At 71.9% G+C, this 20,935-nt stretch carries 16 protein-coding genes, 1 tRNA gene, 1 pseudogene and 1 riboswitch; of the genes and pseudogenes, 6 read left to right on the forward strand and 12 right to left on the reverse strand.

Features of this window, described 5'->3' with window-relative positions:
* Positions 1–249: 249 nt before the first annotated feature.
* Positions 250–2,253, reverse strand: a complete 2,004-nt coding sequence (locus ACFV5N_RS10265; RefSeq protein ID WP_385596740.1) for an asparagine synthase-related protein — start codon at positions 2,251–2,253, stop codon at positions 250–252.
* Positions 2,254–2,770: 517 nt separating this feature from the next.
* Between ACFV5N_RS10265 and ACFV5N_RS10270 the strand changes: the two genes are divergently transcribed.
* Entirely contained in the window at positions 2,771–4,180 is a 1,410-nt protein-coding gene (locus ACFV5N_RS10270) for an MFS transporter (RefSeq protein ID WP_385596743.1), read from the forward strand.
* Between the two features lie 147 nt (positions 4,181–4,327).
* The gene (trmB, locus tag ACFV5N_RS10275; RefSeq protein WP_385596745.1) at positions 4,328–5,050 is read left to right on the forward strand and encodes a tRNA (guanosine(46)-N7)-methyltransferase TrmB; all 723 of its coding nucleotides are present in this window, start codon (positions 4,328–4,330) and stop codon (positions 5,048–5,050) included.
* On the opposite strand, the gene ACFV5N_RS10280 is transcribed toward trmB, so the two are convergent.
* The gene (locus ACFV5N_RS10280; protein ID WP_385596748.1) at positions 5,038–5,871 is read right to left on the reverse strand and encodes a hypothetical protein; all 834 of its coding nucleotides are present in this window, start codon (positions 5,869–5,871) and stop codon (positions 5,038–5,040) included. The two genes, trmB and ACFV5N_RS10280, sit on opposite strands and share 13 nt — an antisense overlap.
* Positions 5,872–6,114: 243 nt before the next feature.
* Here ACFV5N_RS10280 and ACFV5N_RS10285 point away from each other — a divergent pair, with 243 nt between their 5' ends.
* The 4 genes from ACFV5N_RS10285 to ACFV5N_RS10300 all read left to right on the forward strand — a co-directional run bounded on the left by ACFV5N_RS10285 (position 6,115) and on the right by ACFV5N_RS10300 (position 11,619).
* Positions 6,115–6,807 (forward strand): hypothetical protein, encoded by a 693-nt coding sequence (locus ACFV5N_RS10285; protein ID WP_385596751.1) that lies wholly within the window; start codon positions 6,115–6,117, stop codon positions 6,805–6,807.
* 26 nt (positions 6,808–6,833) lie between these two features.
* Positions 6,834–8,291, forward strand: a complete 1,458-nt coding sequence (locus tag ACFV5N_RS10290; RefSeq protein WP_385596753.1) for a hypothetical protein — start codon at positions 6,834–6,836, stop codon at positions 8,289–8,291.
* On the forward strand, positions 8,288–10,117 hold the full coding sequence (locus tag ACFV5N_RS10295) for a DEAD/DEAH box helicase (RefSeq protein ID WP_385596756.1): 1,830 nt from the start codon (positions 8,288–8,290) through the stop codon (positions 10,115–10,117). Before ACFV5N_RS10290 ends, ACFV5N_RS10295 begins: the two co-directional genes overlap by 4 nt.
* A gap of 143 nt (positions 10,118–10,260) precedes the next feature.
* Entirely contained in the window at positions 10,261–11,619 is a 1,359-nt protein-coding gene (locus tag ACFV5N_RS10300) for a DNA cytosine methyltransferase (RefSeq protein ID WP_385596759.1), read from the forward strand.
* On the opposite strand, the gene ACFV5N_RS10305 is transcribed toward ACFV5N_RS10300, so the two are convergent.
* The 10 genes and pseudogenes from ACFV5N_RS10305 to ACFV5N_RS10350 form a co-directional block, all read right to left on the reverse strand.
* Positions 11,548–12,012, reverse strand: a complete 465-nt coding sequence (locus tag ACFV5N_RS10305) for a very short patch repair endonuclease (protein ID WP_385596762.1) — start codon at positions 12,010–12,012, stop codon at positions 11,548–11,550. The two genes, ACFV5N_RS10300 and ACFV5N_RS10305, sit on opposite strands and share 72 nt — an antisense overlap.
* A 24-nt stretch (positions 12,013–12,036) precedes the next feature.
* Entirely contained in the window at positions 12,037–12,975 is a 939-nt protein-coding gene (locus tag ACFV5N_RS10310; protein ID WP_385596781.1) for an aldo/keto reductase, read from the reverse strand.
* Between the two features lie 63 nt (positions 12,976–13,038).
* Positions 13,039–14,031, reverse strand: a complete 993-nt coding sequence (locus ACFV5N_RS10315; RefSeq protein ID WP_385596765.1) for a M23 family metallopeptidase — start codon at positions 14,029–14,031, stop codon at positions 13,039–13,041.
* Between the two features lie 8 nt (positions 14,032–14,039).
* Positions 14,040–14,194: riboswitch (cyclic di-AMP (ydaO/yuaA leader) on the reverse strand.
* A 217-nt stretch (positions 14,195–14,411) separates the two neighbouring features.
* Positions 14,412–15,773, reverse strand: a complete 1,362-nt coding sequence (locus ACFV5N_RS10320; protein ID WP_385596767.1) for an extracellular solute-binding protein — start codon at positions 15,771–15,773, stop codon at positions 14,412–14,414.
* Positions 15,773–16,567, reverse strand: coding sequence for a hypothetical protein (locus ACFV5N_RS10325; protein ID WP_385596770.1), 795 nt, complete (start codon positions 16,565–16,567; stop codon positions 15,773–15,775). Before ACFV5N_RS10325 ends, ACFV5N_RS10320 begins: the two co-directional genes overlap by 1 nt.
* A 1,062-nt stretch (positions 16,568–17,629) precedes the next feature.
* Entirely contained in the window at positions 17,630–18,373 is a 744-nt protein-coding gene (locus ACFV5N_RS10330) for a caspase family protein (protein ID WP_385596773.1), read from the reverse strand.
* A gap of 7 nt (positions 18,374–18,380) precedes the next feature.
* A complete protein-coding gene (locus ACFV5N_RS10335; RefSeq protein WP_385596776.1) occupies positions 18,381–18,782 on the reverse strand; it encodes a hypothetical protein in 402 nt (133 codons plus the stop codon).
* A gap of 71 nt (positions 18,783–18,853) precedes the next feature.
* On the reverse strand, positions 18,854–19,972 hold the full coding sequence (locus ACFV5N_RS10340; protein WP_385596778.1) for a PP2C family protein-serine/threonine phosphatase: 1,119 nt from the start codon (positions 19,970–19,972) through the stop codon (positions 18,854–18,856).
* A gap of 58 nt (positions 19,973–20,030) precedes the next feature.
* Positions 20,031–20,106, reverse strand: a tRNA-Lys gene (locus ACFV5N_RS10345).
* 162 nt (positions 20,107–20,268) lie between these two features.
* A pseudogene (locus ACFV5N_RS10350) lies at positions 20,269–20,935 on the reverse strand (RNA helicase); the annotation flags it as partial.

Raw genomic sequence — 20,935 nt, forward strand, 5'->3', positions numbered from 1 at the left:
GCGCGCCGCGCGAGCGCGGTGCGCAGGGCGCGTACCCGGTGGCAGCCCAGCGGGAGGGGGCGCCCGTCCGCGTCGTGCGCCTCGGTGGCGCCCAGGATGAAGAACCGCACGGTGCCATTGTCCGGTGCCGGGCGGCGGGCGGCCGGGCGCCGGCCGCCGGGGCCGGCACCGGGACCGGATCCGGCGCGCGGCCCGGAGCCGGGCCGGGACCTGGGCCCGGCCGCGTCCCCGGCGCCGGGCCCGGCGGCCTCAGGCGAGGGGGCCGACACCGCTGGTGACGGCGCGCGGGTCGTGGTGGCCCTCGGTGGTCCAGCAGGATCCGCGCCGGGTGAGCAGGCGGCGCAGCCACAGTTCGGTGGCGACCAGTTCGGTGAGGCCGTCCAGCGGGAGCGGTTCGCCCTCGGTGGCGGCCCGCAGGGCCTTGCGCACCACGCGCGCCTCGATCAGTCCGGCGTCGGCCAGCAGCGGGGCGTCGAAGAGGTCCACGAGGTCGCCGATGTTGGCGCGCAGACCGGTGCGGACCGGGTCGGTGGGCGCGGGGAGGCTCGGGGCGCCCCAGCCGGGCGGCAGCTCGCGTACGCCCGCGCCCTCCAGGACGGCGCGCAGGACCTGGGCGCGCGCTCCCGGCTGGACCCGGAGGCTCTCCGGAAGCGCCTGGCAGGCGCGGACCACCTGGTTGTCGTAGAACGGCGCGTGCAGGCGCTGGTGGCGCACCTCGGTGGCCTGCTCGAAGACCCGGTGGTCGGCGGCGTGCCGGGCGAGCGCGGCGCGCGCCTGGCGCACGCCGGGGCGGCCGGCCGAGGAGCCGGAGTGCGGGCGGGCGGCGGCGGCCTCCAGCCGACCGGACACCTGCGCCAGGGTCTCGCCGGTCAGCCAGCGCGCGGCGGGGCCGGGGCGGCACCAGGCCAGCGCGGCGAGCGAGGCGCCCAGCGCCCCGTTGCGCAGGTCCTCGGGGGGCCGGCGCAGCTGGAGGGCGGCGCTGGTGAGGCCGTCCGGGTAGGAGGTGCGGGCCAGCCGGCGGGCCGCCCGGTAGATGGTGAACGGGACGAGCAGCCCCCGCCCGTCCGAGGATGCCTTGGCCAGCGCGGAGACGGGGCGCAGCAGATGGCGGCGGCGCCGGTCCAGCAGCAGGTCGGCCAGGCGCGCGGGGTGGGCGTCGAGGACCTGCCGGGCGCCGTTGCCGATGAGGTGGTCGGCGCTGCCCGCGGCCAGCCGGTGCCGGTGCCGGGCGGCGGTGACCAGGGACGGGCCGGGTTCGTCGGTGAGCGGGCCGCTGTCGAGGTCGGAGTACGGCAGGGCCTCCTCGCCGCCGGTGACCACCACGTGGTGCAGCCGGGGGTTCTCGCCGATGACCCGGGCCCGTTCCAGTTCGGCGAAGGAACGTCCGCCGTCGGTGAGGTCGTTGAAGGTGACGGCGAGCAGGCGTTCGCCGGCCTGGGTGGCGCCGGTGCCGAAGACGGTGCCCGGCATGCCGGGCAGCCCGGCGGCCAGCAGCGCCAGCGTGGCGGAGGCGCTGCCGCCGGACAGGTCGGCGCCGACCCCGGGGGCCGTGCCGCCCTCCTGGGTCAGGTCGGCGTGCCGGGGGGCGGCGAGCCGGGTGCGGACGGCCTCGACGAGCGCGTCGCGGACCCCGGCGATGGCGTCCTCGCCGGCGAGCGGCGGGGCGGCGACGACGAGCGGGGCGGTGGGTTCGTAGTCCACGGTGTCGCGGCTGCCGCCCTCGCGCACCATGAGCGCGTGGCCGGGCGGGACGCGGCTGACCCCGGCGTACGGGGTGCCCTCGCCGACGGCCTCGGGGCTGTCGGGGCAGGCGAGCACGGCCGCCAGGTGCGGCACGTCGAGCTGGGCCTCGGTGAGGTCGGCGAGCGGCAGGGCGGCGGTGGCGTAGGCGGTGCCGCCGGCCCAGTCGGTGTGGAAGACGGGGCGGGTGCCGGCCAGGTCGGCGGGGATGACGGTGCGGCGGCCGAAGCGGGCGACGGCGGTGTAGCTGCCGGGCCACAGCGTGAGCTGGCGCAGCGCGCCGGCGCGTGCGGCGACGAGTGAGCGCCGCAGCTGGGAGTCGGTGGCGCCGCAGTAGCCGAAGACCGCGAGGTGCGTGTCACCCTCCGCGACGACGAGGCGGATCTCGTCGGGGCGCCAGTCGCCGACCGCCCACAGCGGGTCGGGGCCGTCCCACAGCAGGTGCGCGCCCAGGGGCTGGATGTCGCGGGCAGCACTGGCCTCCGCGCCGCACCACCCGACCAACCACCGCATCGCCGCCTCCCCCACTGGACCTTAGGCCCCATGCTGCCATGGGAGCGCGGTGAACGGGACATACCCAGGGCGGGTGTTGGGTGGGCATGCCAAAATCACCGGCTCCGGCACCATGCTCGGAAAACCGGCGTTTTTCGGCCAAACTCTGGCTGGAGAAAGGCCGTTGGCGAGGGTGCCCGAGGGGCAGAAGATGTTGTGGTCCGGGAGACGCTGGTCGTCTCCCGGACCGGACCGCCGTCCGCGGGGAATGAGACGGCGGCTCCCCCGGCCCGCAGGAACCCAGAGGGCCAACGGGCCGACCCACGCGTCATCCATCGAACCGCCAACCACCGCCGGCTGCCCAGAGCGCACACCCGGGCGCACGGCCACATGCCCGGAGCACAATCCGGGAGAGGGGAAGCGCTCGAACCTGTGTACGGACATGATTCCGCCATCCGGGAACAAACCCCTTAACGGTCAGCAGGCACCGAACTACGCTGGGTTCGCGAAGGCGTCGGTGTGTGTCAGGGGTGCGCGGATGTCCAGGGAGCCACGCGGGCCGAACGAGAAGCTGGGGACGATTCTCGCCCTGGCCGGGATCAGTAACGCCGGCCTCGCGCGCCGGGTCAACGATCTCGGCTCGCAGCGGGGATTGACTCTGCGCTACGACAAAACATCCGTCGCACGATGGGTGACCAAGGGGATGGTGCCCCAGGGCTCCGCCCCGCACCTCATCGCGGCGGCCATCAGCAGCAAGCTCGGCCGGCCCGTGCCACTGCACGAGATCGGCCTCGCGGACACCGACCCGGCACCCGAGGTGGGCCTGGCGTTCCCGCGCAAGGTCGCCCACGCCGTCGAGTCGGCCACCGAGCTGTACCGTCTCGACTCCTCGCCCGGCAAGGGCATCTGGCAGTCGCTGGCCGGCTCCTTCGCGGTCAGCGCCTACTCCACACCCGTCTCCCGCTGGCTCATACGCCCGGCCGACGCCACCGTCACCCGCGAAGCGGAACGCCCCCGGGAGGGCGGCTGGGGCCGGGTCGGGCACTCGGACGTGTCCAAGCTCCAGGAGGCCGCCGAGGAAGCCCGCCGCTGGGACTCCAAGTACGGCGGCGGCGACTGGCGTTCCTCCATGGTCCCGGAGTGCCTGCGCACCGACGCCGCCCCGCTGCTGCTGGGCAGCTACAGCGACGAGGTCGGCCGCTCCCTGTTCCGGGCCACCGCCGAACTCACCCGGCTGGCCGGCTGGATGGCCTTCGACACCGGGCAGCAGGAGGCCGCCCAGCGCTACTACATCCAGGCCCTGCGGCTGGCGAAGGCCGCGGCCGACGTACCGCTGGGCGGGTACGTCCTGGCGTCCATGTCGCTCCAGGCCACCTACCGGGGCTTCGCCGAGGAAGGCGTGGACCTCGCCCAGGCCGCCCTGGAACGCAACCGCTCCCTGGCCACCGCCCGCACCATGAGCTTCTTCCACCTGGTGGAGGCCAGGGCGCTGGCCAAGGCGAACGACGCGGCCGGCTGCGGCTCCGCGCTGTCCGCCGCCGAGGGCTGGCTGGAGCGGTCCCGGCCCGGGGACGGCGACCCGAGCTGGCTGTCCTTCTACGCCTACGACCGGCTCGCCGCCGACGCCGCCGAGTGCTACAGCGACCTCAAGCTCCCCGGCCAGGTACGGCGCTTCACCGAACGCGCCCTGAAGGAACCCACCGAGGAGTTCGTCCGCTCGCACGGGCTGCGCCTGGTCGTCGCGGCCGTCGCCGAGCTGGAATCCGGCAATCTGGACGCGGCGGTGGCCGTGGGCGCCCGGGCGGTGGAGGTGGCGGCACGGATCTCCTCGGCACGGACCACCGACTACGTCCGTGACTTACTGCACCGGCTGGCTCCGTACGGTAACGAACCGCTGGTCAAAGAGCTCCAGGAGCAAGCCCGTCCGCTCCTGGCCGCTCCCGCGTGAAATCGCACATGACAGGGGCACTGGCCCCTGTCATGGCCGGTAACAGCCGCTGCGGGGTATGACCCGCGTCACACACGGCCGCGGACGTACCATCGAACCACTGTGTCCAATGAACCACACGCTCCGACGTCCAGCACCCCCCGCTCCATGTTCGAGCCGGGCGCCGGCCCGGCCGCCGACCCCGCCGGAAACCGCCACGAGCGCCGCATCCGCAGCTTCCAGCCGCGCCGCAGCCGGGTGACCACCGCCCAGCGGGACGCCCTGCTGCGGCTCTGGCCGCACTGGGGAGTGGAGGTGGACGGGGACTCCGTCCTCGACCTGCCCACCCTCTTCGCCGGCCGGCCGGTGGTGCTGGAGATCGGCTTCGGCATGGGCGAGGCCACCGCCGAGATGGCGGCGGCCGACCCGGACACCGGCATCCTGGCGGTGGACGTCCACACCCCCGGCCAGGGCAACCTGCTGCGCCTGGCCGAACAGCGCGGCCTCACCAACATCCGGGTGGCCAACGGGGACGCCATCATCCTGCTCCGCGAAATGCTCCCCCCGTCCTCCCTGGCCGGCCTGCGCGTCTACTTCCCCGACCCGTGGCCGAAGAAGCGCCACCACAAACGCCGCATCATCCAGCGCGAGTTCGTCGACCTGGCCCTCACCCGCCTGACCCCGGGCGCCCTGCTGCACTGCGCGACGGACTGGGAGCCGTACGCCGACTGGATGCTGGAGGTCCTCACCGCCACCCCGGCCCTCCACAACCTCTCCCCCACCGGCACTTTCACCCCCCGCCCGGCGACGCGCCCGCTGACCCGCTTCGAATCCCAGGGCCTCCACAAGGGCCACCAGGTCCGCGACCTCCTCTTCCGCTACGAACCCTGACCCTCACCCGGCCTCTCACCGAGCCCTGCTTTCAGCAGTGCGCCGGCATCAGCAGGCAGCCGGTGCTCCTCCAGCAACTCCAGGGAGGCGGCCATGACATCCTCAGCGGGCCGCTCCCGCCCGTAGATCCGGAGCAGGGTCTCGGCGAACTGACTGCTGTCCGCGGTCGGTTGACGGTGGAAGGCGGCGATCGCCGCCGCGCACTCCTCTGGAGTGAGGAGCCCTGCGGCCCCCTGGAAGAGCTCAAGGAGAACAGAGAGATTCCCCTGTCCCCCTAGCGCGCCGGCACGGGCCACAAGCCCTGAGGCAACAACGTGCGCGGCCGACGCGTCACGACTGCCTGGCTGCCGGTCCCACCCTGTACGGGGGACCGGCAGCGGTGTTGCATCACTGGATGCAACACCGCTGCCGGAGACCTCCGTCCGCTCCTCAGCATCAGCATCCGGCTCAGAGCTGCCACCCTGCTCTGCTGCCGCCTTCAGAATACGGATCTCCTCCTGAAGCCGGACGCACCGCCTGCACAGGGTCCGCTCAGCAGCGGCGTAAGCCTCCTGTACGTCTGCCCAGCCCAAGCCGACCTGCGCCACCCCCGAACGTTGCACTGCAAGGTCGAACAAGAGGCGCACGAATCCCTCAGGCGGCAGGGTCTTCCCGTTCAGATACCGGGAGATCTGGCCTGGATCCTTGGCATGCCCCCATTCAGAGAACAGCTCTCCGGCATCCGTCAGGCTGGCGGCCCCCAGGTGCCCGTAGAGGACACGCAGGACCCCAGCGAGCTTCCTTCGCCCTGGCGGCACGTCCTTACCGATCTTCGACCCCACATGACCAGCCCGCATCTGAGGCTCCGCTCTGCCGTTCCAACACTGCTTGCCAGCATGTATTTTGATCAATCTGAATGCAACATGTGGCAGTTCTGGACTTCTTCGGGCAACCGTGCTCAAGTAGCGGACCAACGGTGGCAGGCAGGCTTCAGCCCGTCCGCTGCCGTAGAGGCTCTCCTCTCCATGACACTTCTACGATCAGGTGTTCGAGCGTTGCACCATTCAGAGAATGGGAGGCTGCCCATGACGCTGCCGTCATGGCAGGACAAGAAGTTCGGTGGCATGATCCGCGCCGCCCTCTGGCTGGAGACCGAGGTGAAGCTCGGTAATACCTTCACGAAGGCGGCGCTCCGCCAGGCCTTCCCCGAAGTCACGCAGATCGACCGCAGGATCCGCGATCTGCGTGACCGCGGCTGGCAGATCGATACCAGCCGTCATGACCCGTCGCTCAGCCAGGATGAGCAGAGGTACGTCAAGCGGGGCGCACCCGTATGGATCTCTGGCCACGCAAAGGCCCCGGAACACAAGAGCAGTCTGTCTGCAGCCCAGCGCACCAGGATCCACCAGGCCGACGGCTATCTGTGCCGTGCCTGTGGCATCGGGGCGGGTGAGACGTACGAGGACGGCATCGAGCAGGCCTTCCTGAACATCGCCCGGCGCAAGGTACTGCTCGCCGACGGAACCTCCACGGTGCAGTACGTCACCAACTGCCGCCGGTGCGCCTCGGGCGCCTCGGGGCATGAAGTGGATCTCGGGGACCTGCTGGCCAGGATCCAGAGCCTGGCGCCTCTTGAGCGTGAGGTATTCGCGGGCTGGATCAGGAACGACCACAGGGAACGCAGCCTGATGGAGAGGCTGTGGGGAGAGTTCCGCACACTGCCGGAGGAATCGCGCCTGGCTATCGCCAGCGCGGTAGGCGCCGGATCTGAGCAGTGACGCGGGAAGGACACAAGGGAGGGGTAATGCAGACCATGTACCAGGAGTTCCCGCCACCGCCACGTGCGGCTGAGTTCAGTGAGCTCGTCAAGAAAAAGCTGGAGGAGGCACGTGCTTCGGGCGGGACCCGCGAGACAGTCACGGTAGAGCTTCACGGCCAGCGGCTGAACGTTGACGTCATTGATCTTCCGCTGGATGGTCTCTACTACAACCCTGGCACCCACCGGATCCGTGCTCAGCGCAGCCACGACCCGGTGGCCAACGAGATCCTGGAGAAGGACCCCTACAGTGATCAGGCTCAGGAGTACATGCGCTTCCTGCTCCAGGCTGACCCTGCGGATCCCAGCCAGCGCGATCGTTCATTCGAGACTCTGCTCAAGGACCTGAGGGAATTCGGGCAGAACGAACCGGGCCTCGTCACCCACCACGGGGTGGCGGTCAACGGCAACACCCGTCTGGCAGCGCTGCGTGAATCGGGCATGCAGTCCATGCGGATGGGAGTGCTGCCCGAGTCTCTGACCTGGGCAGACATCAACTCCATTGAGCTGGCCCTGCAGCTCCGGATGGACCACCGGCGCGACTACTCCTACATCAACCGACTGCTGGCCATGGAGGAGCAGGCGAAGCTGGGGCGGACGCCCGAGATGATCGCGAAGGAGTTCCGGATCCAGAAAAGCACCTACCACCAGGAGCGGTGGATTCTCAGCGCCATCAGGGAGTTCATTGAACGGAGCGAGAGCAAAGCCGGCACTGCCCTGCGCCTGGTGGACTTCGAGAACCACCAGGAAAAGCTCAAGGAGATGCAGCGTGCCTACGCCAACCTGGAAGCAGCGGACCGTGACCAGGCGGAGACTCTGAAAGAGACCCGGATCGCCGCCATCGTGCTCGGGTTCTCGAAGACGGATGTCCGCCACATCGACGAGCACTTCCTTCAGAGGAAGTACCTCGACGACGTGCTGCCGGCTGATCTGAAGTCCGGGCCGTCGGTGGGCACAGATGGAACTGAAGCCAGTGACCCGGAGCTGATCCCGGGGCTCGGCATGGCCTTGCCCACCGCTGCGGACACCGTGACGGCAGCCCGTTCTCTCAGCAACCGGATTCTGCAGGCCAAGGCCGTGGCTGTCAATGTTGACGGCGGCCTTGCCGAGGAGGCGCAGAAGAACGCTCAAGGGCTGGTCGACAGCGCCAGAGAAGCGTTCAATGCGGCCATTGACAGGGCGGGGAGGGACGCGCGTGTGCGCAAGCGCAAGCAGCAGGCGCCGGCCAGACTCGCCGAGGCCTGTACTGCCATCGACCACTGCGTCGCCGATCTCGTCCAGGCCAGGGCATCCCGGACACTGGATGAGGAGGCCTTCGACGACGCTGTCCAGAAGCTCCAGGTCAGCTTGCGCAAGCTCGCCCAGCAGGCGTCCCGTGGGCTTCCAGCCCCGGGTGACGGAGTTTCCTGGCTGATCGCCGCTGCCTCCGCGGAGGGCTCCCGGTGACCGGGACAACTGTCCGCGCTTCCCTGCAGCTCGCGTTCGACACCTCGCGCACGAAAGTGGTCCTTCAGTCCACCGGAGAGCACCAGGGTGACCTGGTTCAGCTGGCCGCCCGCTTCCGCACGGGCGGTCAGCTCGGCCCGCTCCTGGCTTCCGTGGACCTGGCCGATTTCCTGGGCAGCCTGCATCTGCTGAGCAGCTGGCCCGACCGGACTGGCGTGGAATGGGCAGAAGATCTGCGGGAGCTCGTCACCGGAGTTCTCCAGGACGCAAATACCGTCAAGCAGCGCCTCACGAGCCCCGCCGATGCCACGGACAGCGGGGTCACCGCCGACGAGGTGCAGTCGCTGCTGGGACAGGACTGGGTGGCCGAACTGAGCGGCTTCCAGGTCCGGGACATCGCCAAGCTGCTGTCTCTCCGGCATGGCGCCAACTTCAGCGTCCCGGGTGCTGGCAAGACCCGGGTAGCACTGGCGGTCTATGCCGCACAGAAGTCGCAGGGGAAGGTCAGCCGGCTGCTGGTGGTCTGCCCCAAGTCCGCTTACGAGTCGTGGCAGTACGAGACCGGTGCCTGCTTCAGCTCACCCCTCCGTTCCCATGTGCTGGAACGCTCACTCGATCAGTGGGCAGAAGTACTGATCGTCAACTACGAGCGCCTTGAACGCTCCCTTGCGACCCTGTCCGGGTGGCTGAAGGCTGCTCCTTCCATGATCGTCCTGGATGAGGCACACCGGATGAAGCTCGGGGCCCGCGGTGCCTACGGCTCTGCCTGCATGGCCCTCGGACCCCTCGCCCAGCGAAGGATGATCCTGACCGGTACGCCGGCGCCCAACGGTTCCCGGGACCTGGAGAATCTGCTCGGTTTCGTCTGGCCAGGCCACGGCCAGCGGACCGTCTCCCAGGCAGTGGCCGGCGGGGATCTCGCGCACGCAAGCAATGTGCTGCGGCCCCTGTTCACCAGGACAACCAAGCAGGAGCTGGGCCTTCCGCCGATGGATCTGCGTATGCGCTACGTGGACATGCCTCCACTGCACAGGCAGATCTATGAAGCTCTCGTCGGGGGCATCGGTACCGGTGATGCACGGGGAGATCTCAGCGCACTCGGCAGGACAGCACTTCGCCTGCTGATGGCTGCCACCAGCCCGCCACTGCTCGTGGAGGGCGCCAGCAAGTACGAGCCACTCAGCTACCAGTTGCCGCCGCTGGAGGCGCCGGCGGGTGATTCGCTGCTGACCTTGCTGCGGGATCTTCCCGACTACGAGTTGTCTCCGAAGTACAAGGAGGCGGCGGCCATCGTGGCTGCCAACGCCGGGCAAGGGCGGAAAACTCTCGTCTGGACGACCTTCGTGAGGAGCCTCACCACGCTCTCCAGGCTCCTGGAAAAATTCGGCCCGGCCATGGTGTACGGCGGCACCCCAGACCGCGATGAGGAGATAAGGCGCTTCCGGGAGGATCCCGGCTGCATGGTGCTGCTCGCCAACCCGGCGACCCTTGGCGAAGGAATCAGCCTCCACCGTGACTGTCACGACGCCGTCTACGTCGACCGTGACTTCATGGCGGGAAGGTTTCTGCAGAGTCTGGACCGCATCCACCGGCTGGGGCTGGACCCGGACACGGAGACCCGGGTGACAGTGCTCGCGGTGCGTGACACTATCGACGAAGTCGTCCAGGTCAGACTTGAGCAGAAGCTTGAGTTTATGGGCCGGATCCTTGATGACCCGGCCGTACAGCAGTTGGCCGACCTCCAGGAAGAGCCCTCCGTAGCGGCCGGCCTGGCACCGAGCGATGTGGAGTCCCTGCTCCAGCATCTCCGGAGGCCGGTTGTATGAACTTTGGTCTCCCGCTGGCCAGCCCCGCTGCGCCGGCGGGAGACCGCACTGCGAAACTCCTGGGTGACGAGACAACAACCCAGTGCCGCCTCTGCGACACTTGGGCATCTGTTTTTTGCACCGCACGCAGGAGGACCACGCCGATGGGCGACGACAGCGGACAGGATCGGCCGACCGCGATCGAGATCTGTGCCGGCGCAGGGGGCCAGGCGCTGGGACTGCATCGCGCTGGGTTCGACCACCTCGCTCTGGTCGAGCTGGATCCCCATGCGGTGGACACGCTCAGAGTCAACGTCCGGGCGCAAGGCTGGCGGGGCTGGGAGACCGAGGAGAAGACCGACCGCCTACAGCCAACCGATGTCAAAGGCTTCTATAAATCGGAACTCCTGCGCGGGCTCAATCTGGAAAAGGGGGAACTGAGTCTCCTGGCCGGTGGCGTACCCTGCCCTCCTTTCTCACTGGCAGGAAAACGGCTTGGTGCTGACGATGAGCGGGACCTCTTCCCGGACATGCTGCAGATTATCGATGTCCTCCGGCCCCGTGCAATCATGATTGAGAACGTGCGCGGGATCCTGGAACCCCCGGAAGTCTTCATCGAATACCGCATGGGCATTATTGAGCAGCTGCGGGATTACGGGTATGAGGTACCGGAAATCCCTGTACTGGCGTCCGCGGATGAACAGGACGTGGCCATGCGGAAGGCCTGGCGACGCCTGGACGCTCGCGATTTTGGCGTACCACAGCTCCGACCCAGGGCCATTCTCGCAGCGATTCACCGGGATTGGAGCGGGAATCGCCCCTTCAGATGGCCCCTCAGGAAAGCCGGTCCTGCGCCGTCCGTTCTGGACACTCTGGCGGCGAGCATGGAAGCCCGGTGCCGCCCGTTCTGGGATAAGAATGAGAACGGCAAGAAGGTCACGGAGGGGCAGCGGGCCAAGGGTGTCCGCACGGGAGAAACGGTCTTTCTCGACTGGCACAACCAAGCGGATAAAGCGCGCTCAAGTTCCACTGAGGGCATCGCCCCGACCCTGGTGGGGGGATCCAAAAAGCACGGCGGACCCGACCTCGGGCCGACTCGCGCCAAGCGGGCCTGGGAGACACTGGGCGTTGATGCGTCTGGTGTGGCTAATGACCCTGATAAGTGCGACCCGAAGAGGGACCTCTTCCGCGATGCCGGTCCCATGCTGACGGTGCAACAGGCGGCCCTGCTCCAGGGGTTTCCGCCCGAGTGGGAGTTCCAGGGAGGGAAGACTGCCCGCTACCGCCAGGTAGGCAACGCATTCCCGCCGCCTGTCGCGGAAGCTGTCGGCCGCGCGATCCTGGCCGTTCTCAGGCCGGAGACGGCTTCCTCCTTCGCCGAGGACTACGTTCTCGAAGCCAGCCCGGAGCGGGAGCTGCCACAGCAGCGGGCCGAATATCTGCCCTTCCCGTCACCGGCTCCTGCGGAGCTGCGTCCGGCGGGCGATGACCGCCGCCGCGATCGCGTCAGCGCACGTGCCTGAATCCTCGTGTTCCCAGAAACGGAGCACCAGCCAGCCGGCCTCGGTGAGGCGCCGGTCAGTGTCCCGGTCGCGGGCGATGTTGCCCGCGACCTTCCCTGACCAGTAACCCGGGTTGGTCCTGGGGGAGACATAGTGCTGAGGGCAGCCGTGCCAGTAGCAGCCGTCGATAAAGACGGCGGTCTTCGCCGGACGGAAGACGATGTCAGCCGTCCGGCGGAGATCAGCCAGGGGCCGGGCCGCCACCCGGTATCTGAGGCCCCGGGCATGCAGCAGCTGGCGGATCCTGCGTTCGGGTTTGGTGTCCCTGGCCCTGATCGCCTGCATATTCCGGCGCCTGGCGGCGCTGGAGGCCCATGAGCCGGGCGGCGGCTCCCACTGCTCCCCTTCAGACATAAGACCAGTTTCCCAGCCAGCGCATCAGGCCGAGGCGTCCGCCAGGGCCGTGAGGTCCTCCGGGGTCAGGGTCAGGGTGGTGCCGCGCAGGAGCGGGGTGAGTTGGGCCGGGGTGCGGGCGCTGGCGAGGGGGGCGGTGATCGTGGGCTGGGCCGCCACCCAGGCCAGGGCGATGGTGGCCTGGGGGACGTCGTGGGCGCGGGCCACCGTGTCCAGGGCGGACAGGACGCGCCGGCCGCGGGGGGTGTCCAGGTGGCGGGCGGCCGAGGCCGCGCGGCTGCTGTCCACCGTGGTGCCGGGGCGGTACTTGCCGGTGAGGAAGCCGCCGGCCAGGGCCGCGTACGGCATGACCGCCAGGTGGTGGCGGGCGGCGGTCTCGGCGAGGGGGCCTTCGTAGCTGTCCCGGGACATCAGGTGGTAGCGCGGCTGGAGGGCCGTGTAGCGGGCCGTGTTCTCGCGGGCGGAGAAGGCCAGGGACGCCTCCAGGCGGGCCGGGGAGATGTTGGAGGCGCCGATCTCACGGACCTTGCCCGCGCGGACCAGGTCGTCCAGGGCCGTCATGATCTCCGCGACCTCGACCGACTCGTCGTCGAAATGCGTGTAGTAGAGGTCGATGTGGTCCACGCCCAGCCGGCGCAGCGAGGCGTCGGCCGCCGCCTTGATCGTGGCGGCCGACAGGCCGGTCAGTTCCGGGTGCCGGCCCACCTTGGTGGCCACGACGAGGTCGTCGCGCCGGCCGCAGCGGGCCAGCCAGCGGCCGAGGACCGTCTCCGATTCGCCGCCGGTGTGGCCCGGTGCCCAGGCCGAGTACGCGTCGGCGGTGTCGATGAAGTTGCCGCCTGCCGCCGTGTAGGCGTCGAGGACCGCGAAGGACGCGGCCTCGTCGGCCGTCCAGCCGAAGACGTTGCCGCCGAGGCAGAGCCCGGACACCTGGAGTTCGCCGACGGGTTTCATGCGGGCCAGGGTATGCCGACGGCCCTGGCGTCGGGGGGAATCACCAGGGCCGTCGGCGGTGGGGGGATGGTCTCAGACCGCGAGGCCCTTGCCGCGCAGCCAGGTCAGCGGGTCGATCGGGTCACCGCCGGGGCGGACCTCCAGGTGCAGGTGCGGCCCGGAGGAGTTGCCGGTGGAGCCGACCCGGCCGATGGTGTCGCCGGTGTCGACGGACTGGCCGGCGGTGACGTTCATCGAGGACAGGTGGCAGTACCACAGCTCGGTGCCGTCCTCCTGCTCGATGATGATGCGGTACCCGTAGGAGCCGGCCCAGGCCGCTTCCTTGACGGTGCCGGTGTGCACGTTCTTGACCGGGGTGCCGGTGGGGGCGGCGAAGTCGGTGCCGGTGTGAGTGGAGGACCACATGGTGCCGCTGGCGCCGAAGCCGGAGGAGATGGTGTAGCTGGTCAGCGGGAGGGTGAAGCTGGCGCGCAGTTCGGCGAGCCGGCGCTCCTCCGCCAGGCGCTGCCGTTCCTCCTCGGCCTCGCGCTGCCGCTGCTCCTCGGCGAGGCGCTCCTCCTCGGCGAGTTCGGCGGCGGCGATGATCGCGTCCTGCTGGGCGGCGCTGAGGGCCTGCTCTATCTCGGCGGCCTGGGCGGTGCTGTCCTGCTCCTCGGCCTGCTGGAGGATGCGGGCGCGCAGCGCCTCGCCGGCGTCCTGGGCGTCGCTGAACGGGGCCGCGGTGACGGTCTCCTCGGCCTCGCCGCCGGTGTCGCCGGAGGAGATGAGGCTGTTGAGCACCGGGATCTGGTCGGGGATGGAGCGCACCGAGTCCAGACCGGGGACGGAACCGGCGCCGCCCTCCTGGGCGGTGGCCATGCCGCCCGCGCCGACGGCCGCCATCACGCCGACGCCGAGCACCGCCCTGCTGCGGGCGATGGTGCCGCCGCGCTGCCGGGTGACCCGGTGCCGGCCGCGTACGGGACGCAGCGTGTCGGCGCTGGGGTTCCACTCGGTACGGGGCTCGTCATCGGTGGCCTGCGGGCCGTAGTAGGCGGGGTGGGACCCATGCCGGTTCGACGCCACGGAGGACGTACTCCTTTCCTTCCCTCGCCGACCGGGTTAGCTGACGGGTTCGGAGCAGGAAGGTCTCCTACGGACGGTTCGGGCCGTCCGATGCACCCCAAGTGGTGGTTCCCCGGTTCCGCGGCGCGCTGGTCGCGAGCCGAGGATTAGGCGGTGCAGCACGACCGCCGTCGTGGCGACGGCGGAGACGACCGCGCTGCGTTATCGAACGTTAATAGACGGGCTGCCGTAATTCCAAGTGGATCTGGGAAATGACTGCATCTCTCCTCCCCCGCAAAAAGGGGCAGGGCGGTGCACATGAGGGCATAATTTTCTGTCCGTTACATGGCGAGAATTTCTGACGGTGTGTCAGTTGTTATTCAGCGCCGCCTCTCGGTCACTCACGGTGGCAGCCGCCCCTCCAGCGCGAGCGCCAGCGACTGGTGCAGCCGCTCCGCCGTCCCCTCCAGCGACCCGCCGCCCGCGAGCAGATGCGCCACCTCCTGCCGCAACTCCCGCGAGAACGCCGGATAGTACGGACTCGCCAGCCGCGCCCGCGCCTCCTCCAGCGCGCACCACAGGAACTCCGGGTACCCCGGCGGCAGTCCGCGAATCCCGCCTTCCGGCACCCGTTCCGTCTCCGTGCGCCGCACCACCCGCGGCGCCGCCGCGCACTCCGGCTCCCCCACCCCGTACGCCGCGCGCAGCGCCGGCGCGAACCCCGCCTCCAGCAGCCGGCGCTGACTGCCGGGCTCCGCCGTCAGAAAGCGGATCAGCCGCTCCGCGTCCGCCGCCCGCACGCTGCCGGCCGGCACCGCCAGGCTCTGCCCGCCCAGCGCCGCGGCCCCCGGCAGCCGCAGCACCCCGAACCCCGTCTCCGGCGGCAGCGTGGCGTCCACCTGCTGGTACGCGAACGGCCAGTTCCGCATCAGCACCACCCCCGGCGGCCCGTCCCCGCCGGCCTCCCCGGTGAACTCGCGCAGCGCGACCGTCTCGTCCGCGTCCCTGGCCCGTTCGCTCAGCTTCGCCCCGTCCGCGACCCGCAGCAGTTCGGCCAGCCCGCGCCGCAACTCCGCCTCCGTACCCCGGTACCGGCCCCGCTCGTCCACCAGCTCGACGCCCACGCTCCACAGCGCCTCCAGCGTGTTCACCGTCAGCCCCTCATACGGGCGCAGCTGCGTGATGTACAGCGGGTGTTCCTGCCCGGCCGGCCAGGCGTCGATCAGCGCGCCGAGCGTGCCGCCCGCCGGCAGGTCCTCCGGGGTGCCGCCGAGTTCGGCCAGCAGGTCCTCGCGGTAGTACAGCAGTCCGACATCGGTGTTGAACGGTACGGCGTACGTCCGCCCCCGCCACCGGCCCGTCTCCGCCGCCTGGGTCAGGAAGCCCGCCTCCAGCAGCGCGTCGTCCAGCGGGCGGATCAGCCCCGCCTCGGCGAACTCCGGTATCCAGGTGGTGTCCAGGTTCACCACGTCGAAGTCGGCGCTGCCCGACTGGAGCGCGGCGATCAGCTCGCTGCGCTGGCCGTCCTCGGTGCGCGGCAGTTCCACCAGCCGGGCCGGGCGGTTGCCGGCGTCCGCGTTCCACTCGTCGATCAGGGCCTGGCGCACCCCCTCGCCCTCCCGGCTGGTCAGGTCGGCGCCGCTGACCACCACCAGCGGCCGGCCGTCGTCCACCCCGGCGCCGTCCGGTGCGCCGCCCGGGGCGCCCAGGCAGCCGGCCAGCACCGCCACCGGCGCCAGCAGCAGCGCCCACCGCCGCCGCATCACGGCTCCTGGGGCGCGGTCAGGACGCGCAGCGTCCCGGCGAGGGCGGCGCCGGGCGCCCCGGAGCTGTCGAAGCACAGCCCGCCGGAGGCCACGACCGTCCGGTTGTACGCGTGCTCGCAGCCGTCGGGACCGTACGACACCACGGCGATCGGCACCGGCTCGCCCGCCGGGACCCGGGGCCAGCCGCTGCTGTCCTGGTCGTCGGTGAGCAGCACCACCAGCCGGCCACGCCCTGCCGCCGAGCTCTCCTCCAGCAGCCGCAGGCCCTCCTCCACGGCGGGGGTGACCGACGCGAACCGTTCCACCGACACCAGCGCCCCGATGCCCTCCCCGGCGCGGTCCGTGCCGGGCGGGCCGAGGCCGAGCAGCGTACGGAACGGGGCGCCCGCGCCGCCCGGGGTGGCCAGCAGCGCGAACCGGTCCTCCGGGCCGAGCACCTCGATCGCGGCCCGCAGCACCGCCTCGTACTGGGACGCGCGGGTGTACGAGCCGGAGGAGACGTCCACCACGAACACCACGTCCCGCGGCGGCTGCTGGCTCTCCTCCTCCCGCAGATAGTCCGCGGCGGCCGCCGCGTCCGGCACCGGGAGCGCGGCGGGGCCCGGCTCGGTGACGAACGCCCCGTGGTTGAGCGGCGGCGCGTCGATCAGCGTCCGCCGCTCGTCGTCCGGGTCCCGGAAGCCCTCCCGGCCCAGCGCCCGCCGTCCCCCGTCCGAGGCCAGCCACGCGCCGAGCCGGGCGATCGCCGTCCGCCGCCCCGCGTCGTCGGCGCCCGCCCGCTCCCAGTGCACCGGCACATAGGTGAGGTCGAGCCCGGGGACGTCCGCCGGGTAGTAGGCGCGGTACCGCTCGTCCCAGGACGCCCCTCCAGATGGCCGCCGGCCGCGCCGCCGAGACAGGCCGGGCGGCGTTCCGGGCGGATCACGTCGGCCGCCGTGCGCTCGGCGATCAGCAGCACCGGCGCGGGAGCCTCCGGGCTCGCGCCCGCCGGCCGGGCCAGCGCGCACAGCAGGGCGGCGTCGTCCCGCGGCGGCAGCGGCACCGCGGGGATACGGCCGGGGCCGGCCGCCACCCCGAACAGCAGCGACGCCCCCGAGGTGGCCGGCTGGGCCCGCAGCACCGGCCATCCGCGCCCGGCCGCCGCCGTCAGCAGCCGCTCCAGCGGCTCGCCCGTGCGCCGCAGCTCCGCTCCCGGATCCCCCGGCATCAGCACCACCGCGGGTGACCTCGCCACCGTCGTCTCCTCCCCCAGGTACACGGCGGACTCGGCCGCCGCCACCGCCTCCGCCACCCGCCGCACGGCGGTCGAGGAGCCGGGCAGCCAGACGTCGGGGCGCGGCCCGATGTCGCGCAGCGGCGCCGCGCACTCCTCGCCGCCCGCCCCCGCCCCGGCCGCCCGGCCCGCGCAGCCGCGCTCCGGCTCGGCCCAGGCGGCCGACGCCGCCAGTGCCGCGACCGTGTCGCCGTCCGGGGCGGCGTAGACGAAGGCGTTCAGCTGGCGGCAGCCCTCCGGGCGGCCGCCCAGCGGCGCCCGGGCGGGCGCGGAGTCCTCGAACGCCGCCAGGACCCGGGTGAGTGCCTGCTCGTGCTCCGGGCTGGTCAGGACCCGCAGCTCCAGCGGGATGGGGCAGTCGGGCGGCGGCGGGTGCAGCGCCTGCCAGGCCGCGCCGGCCAGCAGCAGGAGCCCCGCGCCCCCCAGCACCGCCGCGCCCAGCGCGCCGGCGGCGCGCGCCGGGCGGGCTCTGGCGCGGGCCCACAGCCGCTCCCGCCGGGCCTGCACCGCCCGGGCCAGCCGCCGGGCGCGGGAGGTGCGCGGCAGACGGACGGCCTGGGAGAGCACGGTGTTGCCGATCTCATTGGCGGTGTGCAGCTCCGGATGCCAGTCGTCGGGATCGCTGTCCGCCTCGCCCCGCGCCCGCTCCGCGTCCCGCTCGGCCCGCCGGCGCAGCGGCTCGGCCAGCGCCTCGACCGTGACCGGGCCGCGCTCGTCCTCCCTCTCGCCGCCGGTGCGCAGCACCTCCAGCAGGGCGGCGGTGAACGGGGGGGCCGCTGCCGTCGCCCGCGCTCTGGCCGTGGAACCGGCGGGAGGAGGTGAGCAGCGCGAACGCCCGGTCCTCCGGCAGCGGTTCCATGAGCGCGTTGCCCGAGTAGCAGCAGTCCAGGACGAGCACGACGCGCTCGGCGCGGCCCGCGCACAGCAGGTCCCGCAGCTCCGCGTAGCCGAGGCCGTACGCCCCGGCCCCGGCCCCCGCCCCGGCCCCGCTGCCCGCGCGGGGCAGCAGGTGCAGCCGGCCGGGGCCCTGCGCGCGTTCGCTCGTGTGCAGAGCGCCGTGCCCGCTGAAGTAGCACAGCAGGAGGTCCTCCGCCTCCCCGGCGGCCCGGGCGGCCTCCCTGACCATCGTCTCGCGGTCGGGTGAGCGGAGCGTCCGCACCACCTCCGGGGTGAACCGGCCGTACGCGTCGTGCACCAGCACGTCGTACAGCTGCTCGATGTTCGCCCGGACCGAGGGCAGCGACGGATAGCCGGTGCCCTTGTCGTACTCGGACACCCCGATCAGCAGCACCCGCGACCGGCGGGCGCGCGGTTGGTGGATCACCGCCGCGTCACTCGGGGTCGATCGCGGCCGCCGCCCTCCGCGCCATCTCGGTCAGCTCACCCCGCGTGTACTGCCGCTCCGACTCCAGGGTCAGCGTGCAGTCGCCGCCCACCTCGACGGTCACCGTCACCCCGGCCCGCCGGCGGTTGCGCAGCTGGTTGTAGACCGAGCGCAGCAGCTGGAGGAGCGCCGCCTCCAGCGCGGCGACCGTCAGACCGGTGGCCACGTCGAGGAGCAGGTCCTCGCCGAGCCCCATCGCGTTCCCGGCCGGGGGCCCTGCGGCGGCCTCCCGGCGGATGGCCAGCCCTTCCAGCTCGGGGTCCGCCGTCAGCCATGAGGACAGCGGACCGGTGCCGCCCCCACCGGCACCGGCCTCACGCACCCGGATCCGCCCGACCGTGGTCGTCATCGCCACAACCCCGCCCTTCCCCCGACCCGCTGACACCCCGTCACCCGATTGTACGAGTGATATGCGCCACATCAACGGGGTGTGCCGCCCGGGTTTCCGGCGGTCGCCCGGGACACGGCGAGCAGGGCCATGTCGTCGTTCAGCCGGCCGCCGGTGTACCGCAGCACATCGGAGACCAGCCGGTCGAGCAGTTCCTGCGGGTCGCGGAACTCCCTCTCGTCCAGCGCCAGCGCCGGATCGAAGAAGACCCCGCGCCCGTCCCGCGCCTCGCTCACCCCGTCCGTGTACAGCAGCAACTGCGCACCGGGCGGGAACGGGAACGTCTGCGGGCAGCCCGTCCAGTCGGACAGTTCCATCAGCCCCAGCGGCAGCTGCGGGTCCGACACCTCCAGATACCGCGCCGGGGCGTCCCCGGGCAGCAGCAGCGGCGGCGGGTGCCCGAGATTGATCAGCCGCAGCTCGTGCGGCGGCGCCCGCGGCACCTCCACCACCACGGCGGTGGCGAACTCCTCCTGCGGGTCGATCGCCCCCCGGGTCCGCTTCTCCCGCTCCACGGCCGCCTGGAGCCGGGTGCACAGCGTGCCCAGCTCCTCCTCGTACTCGGCCGCCTCCCGGAACGTTCCGAGGATCACCGACACCATCTCGGTCGCCCCGAGCCCCTTGCCGCGCACATCGCCCACCAGCAGCCGCACCCCGTACGGGGTGTCGCGCACCGCGTACAGATCGCCGCCGATCAGGGTGTCGCGCTGTGCCGCCCGGTACCGGGCGGCCACCAGCAGCGACCCGGCATGGTTCGGCGGCTCGGGCACCACGGCCCGCTGGACGATCTCGGCCACCCCGCGCGCGGACGCCACCCACTGGTCGCGCTGGGCGACGATGCGGTTGATCAGCAGCGCGAGGCCGGACACGGTCAGCACCGTCAGAAAGTTGACGATCTCCTGCCCGGTGAGCGCGGTGCGCCCGGTGAACGCCAGCAGCGCGGCGGCCAGCAGCGCCGCCAGCCCGGTGTACACCGTGCCGCGGAGGGTCATCACGGGCGCTGCCAGCACCGGCGGCGCCACGAACAGCGGTGTGAAGGTGAGATGCGGCGGCGTCACCACGCTGAGCGCCATCCCGGCGACGATCAGTACGGCGGGAACGAGCCGTACGTACCGCAGGCCGCGCGCAGGCTGCCGTGGGGTGGGATACACACATCCAATCTGCCGCGACCGGCGCCGGGCGGCGAGTCGATCAACGGAGGTGGAACGGTGGTAGGCCGTGTGGGACTCGAACCCACAACCAAAGGATTAAAAGTCCTCTGCTCTGCCAATTGAGCTAACGGCCCGCAGGAGCAGCATAGTCGCACCGCCCCGCCCGGGGGTGGCGCGGTGGGTGATCCGAGGGCCGGCGTCGGCCGGAATCCGGGACCGCCCGTGCCGCGCCGCCGCCCGGGAAGGCCCGTGGGGCCCGGCTCGCGGTGAGCCGGGCCCCACGGGGTCGGTCGGTGTCAGCTGCCGCGCTTCCAGCGGGGCTTGCTGTCGTCGCGGTACCCGCCGCCGCTGCTGCTGCCGGTGCCGGTGCCGCGCCGGTCGTCGCGGCGGTCGTCACGGCGGAACCCGCCGCGGTCGTCCCGCCGGTCGTCACGGCGGCCCTGGTACGGGCGGCGGTCGTCCCGGCGGAACCCGCCGCGGTCGTCCCTGCGGTCCCGGTGGTCCCGGTCGTCGCGGCGGAAACCGCCCCGGCGGTCGTCACGGCGATCGTCCCGGCGGTCCCGGTCGTCCCGCCGGAACCCGCCCCGGTCGTCGCGCCGGTCCCGCTGGTCGCGGTGGTACGGGCGCCGGTCGTCCCGGCGGTCGCCGCGCTCGGCGCGCTCCCGCTCCTCCTCGGCCGCCTTCGCGGCCCGTTCCGCGCGCCGCGCCTCCCGCTTCGCCTCGCGCTCGGCCTCCGCCGCCGCCTGGGCGGCGGCCGCCGCCGCGATCGCCTCGGCCGGGTCCTCACCGCGCTCGCGCGCCGCGCGCCCGGTCAGCTTCTCCGCCTCCGAGCGCAGCTCGCTCGCCCGCTCCTGGGCCCGCTCCAGCTCCCGGGTCAGCCGGCCGACCTCACGGTCGGCGTGCAGCGCGGCGCCCATGGCGGCCTCCGCCTGCACCTCGGTCAGCGTCCGGGCGCCGATGATC

The sequence above is a fragment of the Streptomyces sp. NPDC059853 genome (assembly GCF_042731495.1).
Classification (GTDB): Bacteria; Actinomycetota; Actinomycetes; order Streptomycetales; family Streptomycetaceae; genus Streptomyces.

Coding starts and splice junctions, on each gene's coding strand:
- ACFV5N_RS10320 (WP_385596767.1), bottom strand. CDS start 15,773: ATGCGGCGGCGGTGGGCGCTGCTGCTGGCGCCGGTGGCGGTGCTGGCC.
- ACFV5N_RS10300 (WP_385596759.1), top strand. CDS start 10,261: ATGGGCGACGACAGCGGACAGGATCGGCCGACCGCGATCGAGATCTGT.
- ACFV5N_RS10290 (WP_385596753.1), top strand. CDS start 6,834: ATGCAGACCATGTACCAGGAGTTCCCGCCACCGCCACGTGCGGCTGAG.
- ACFV5N_RS10305 (WP_385596762.1), bottom strand. CDS start 12,012: ATGTCTGAAGGGGAGCAGTGGGAGCCGCCGCCCGGCTCATGGGCCTCC.
- ACFV5N_RS10335 (WP_385596776.1), bottom strand. CDS start 18,782: ATGACGACCACGGTCGGGCGGATCCGGGTGCGTGAGGCCGGTGCCGGT.
- ACFV5N_RS10285 (WP_385596751.1), top strand. CDS start 6,115: ATGACGCTGCCGTCATGGCAGGACAAGAAGTTCGGTGGCATGATCCGC.
- trmB (WP_385596745.1), top strand. CDS start 4,328: ATGTTCGAGCCGGGCGCCGGCCCGGCCGCCGACCCCGCCGGAAACCGC.
- ACFV5N_RS10270 (WP_385596743.1), top strand. CDS start 2,771: ATGTCCAGGGAGCCACGCGGGCCGAACGAGAAGCTGGGGACGATTCTC.
- ACFV5N_RS10265 (WP_385596740.1), bottom strand. CDS start 2,253: ATGCGGTGGTTGGTCGGGTGGTGCGGCGCGGAGGCCAGTGCTGCCCGC.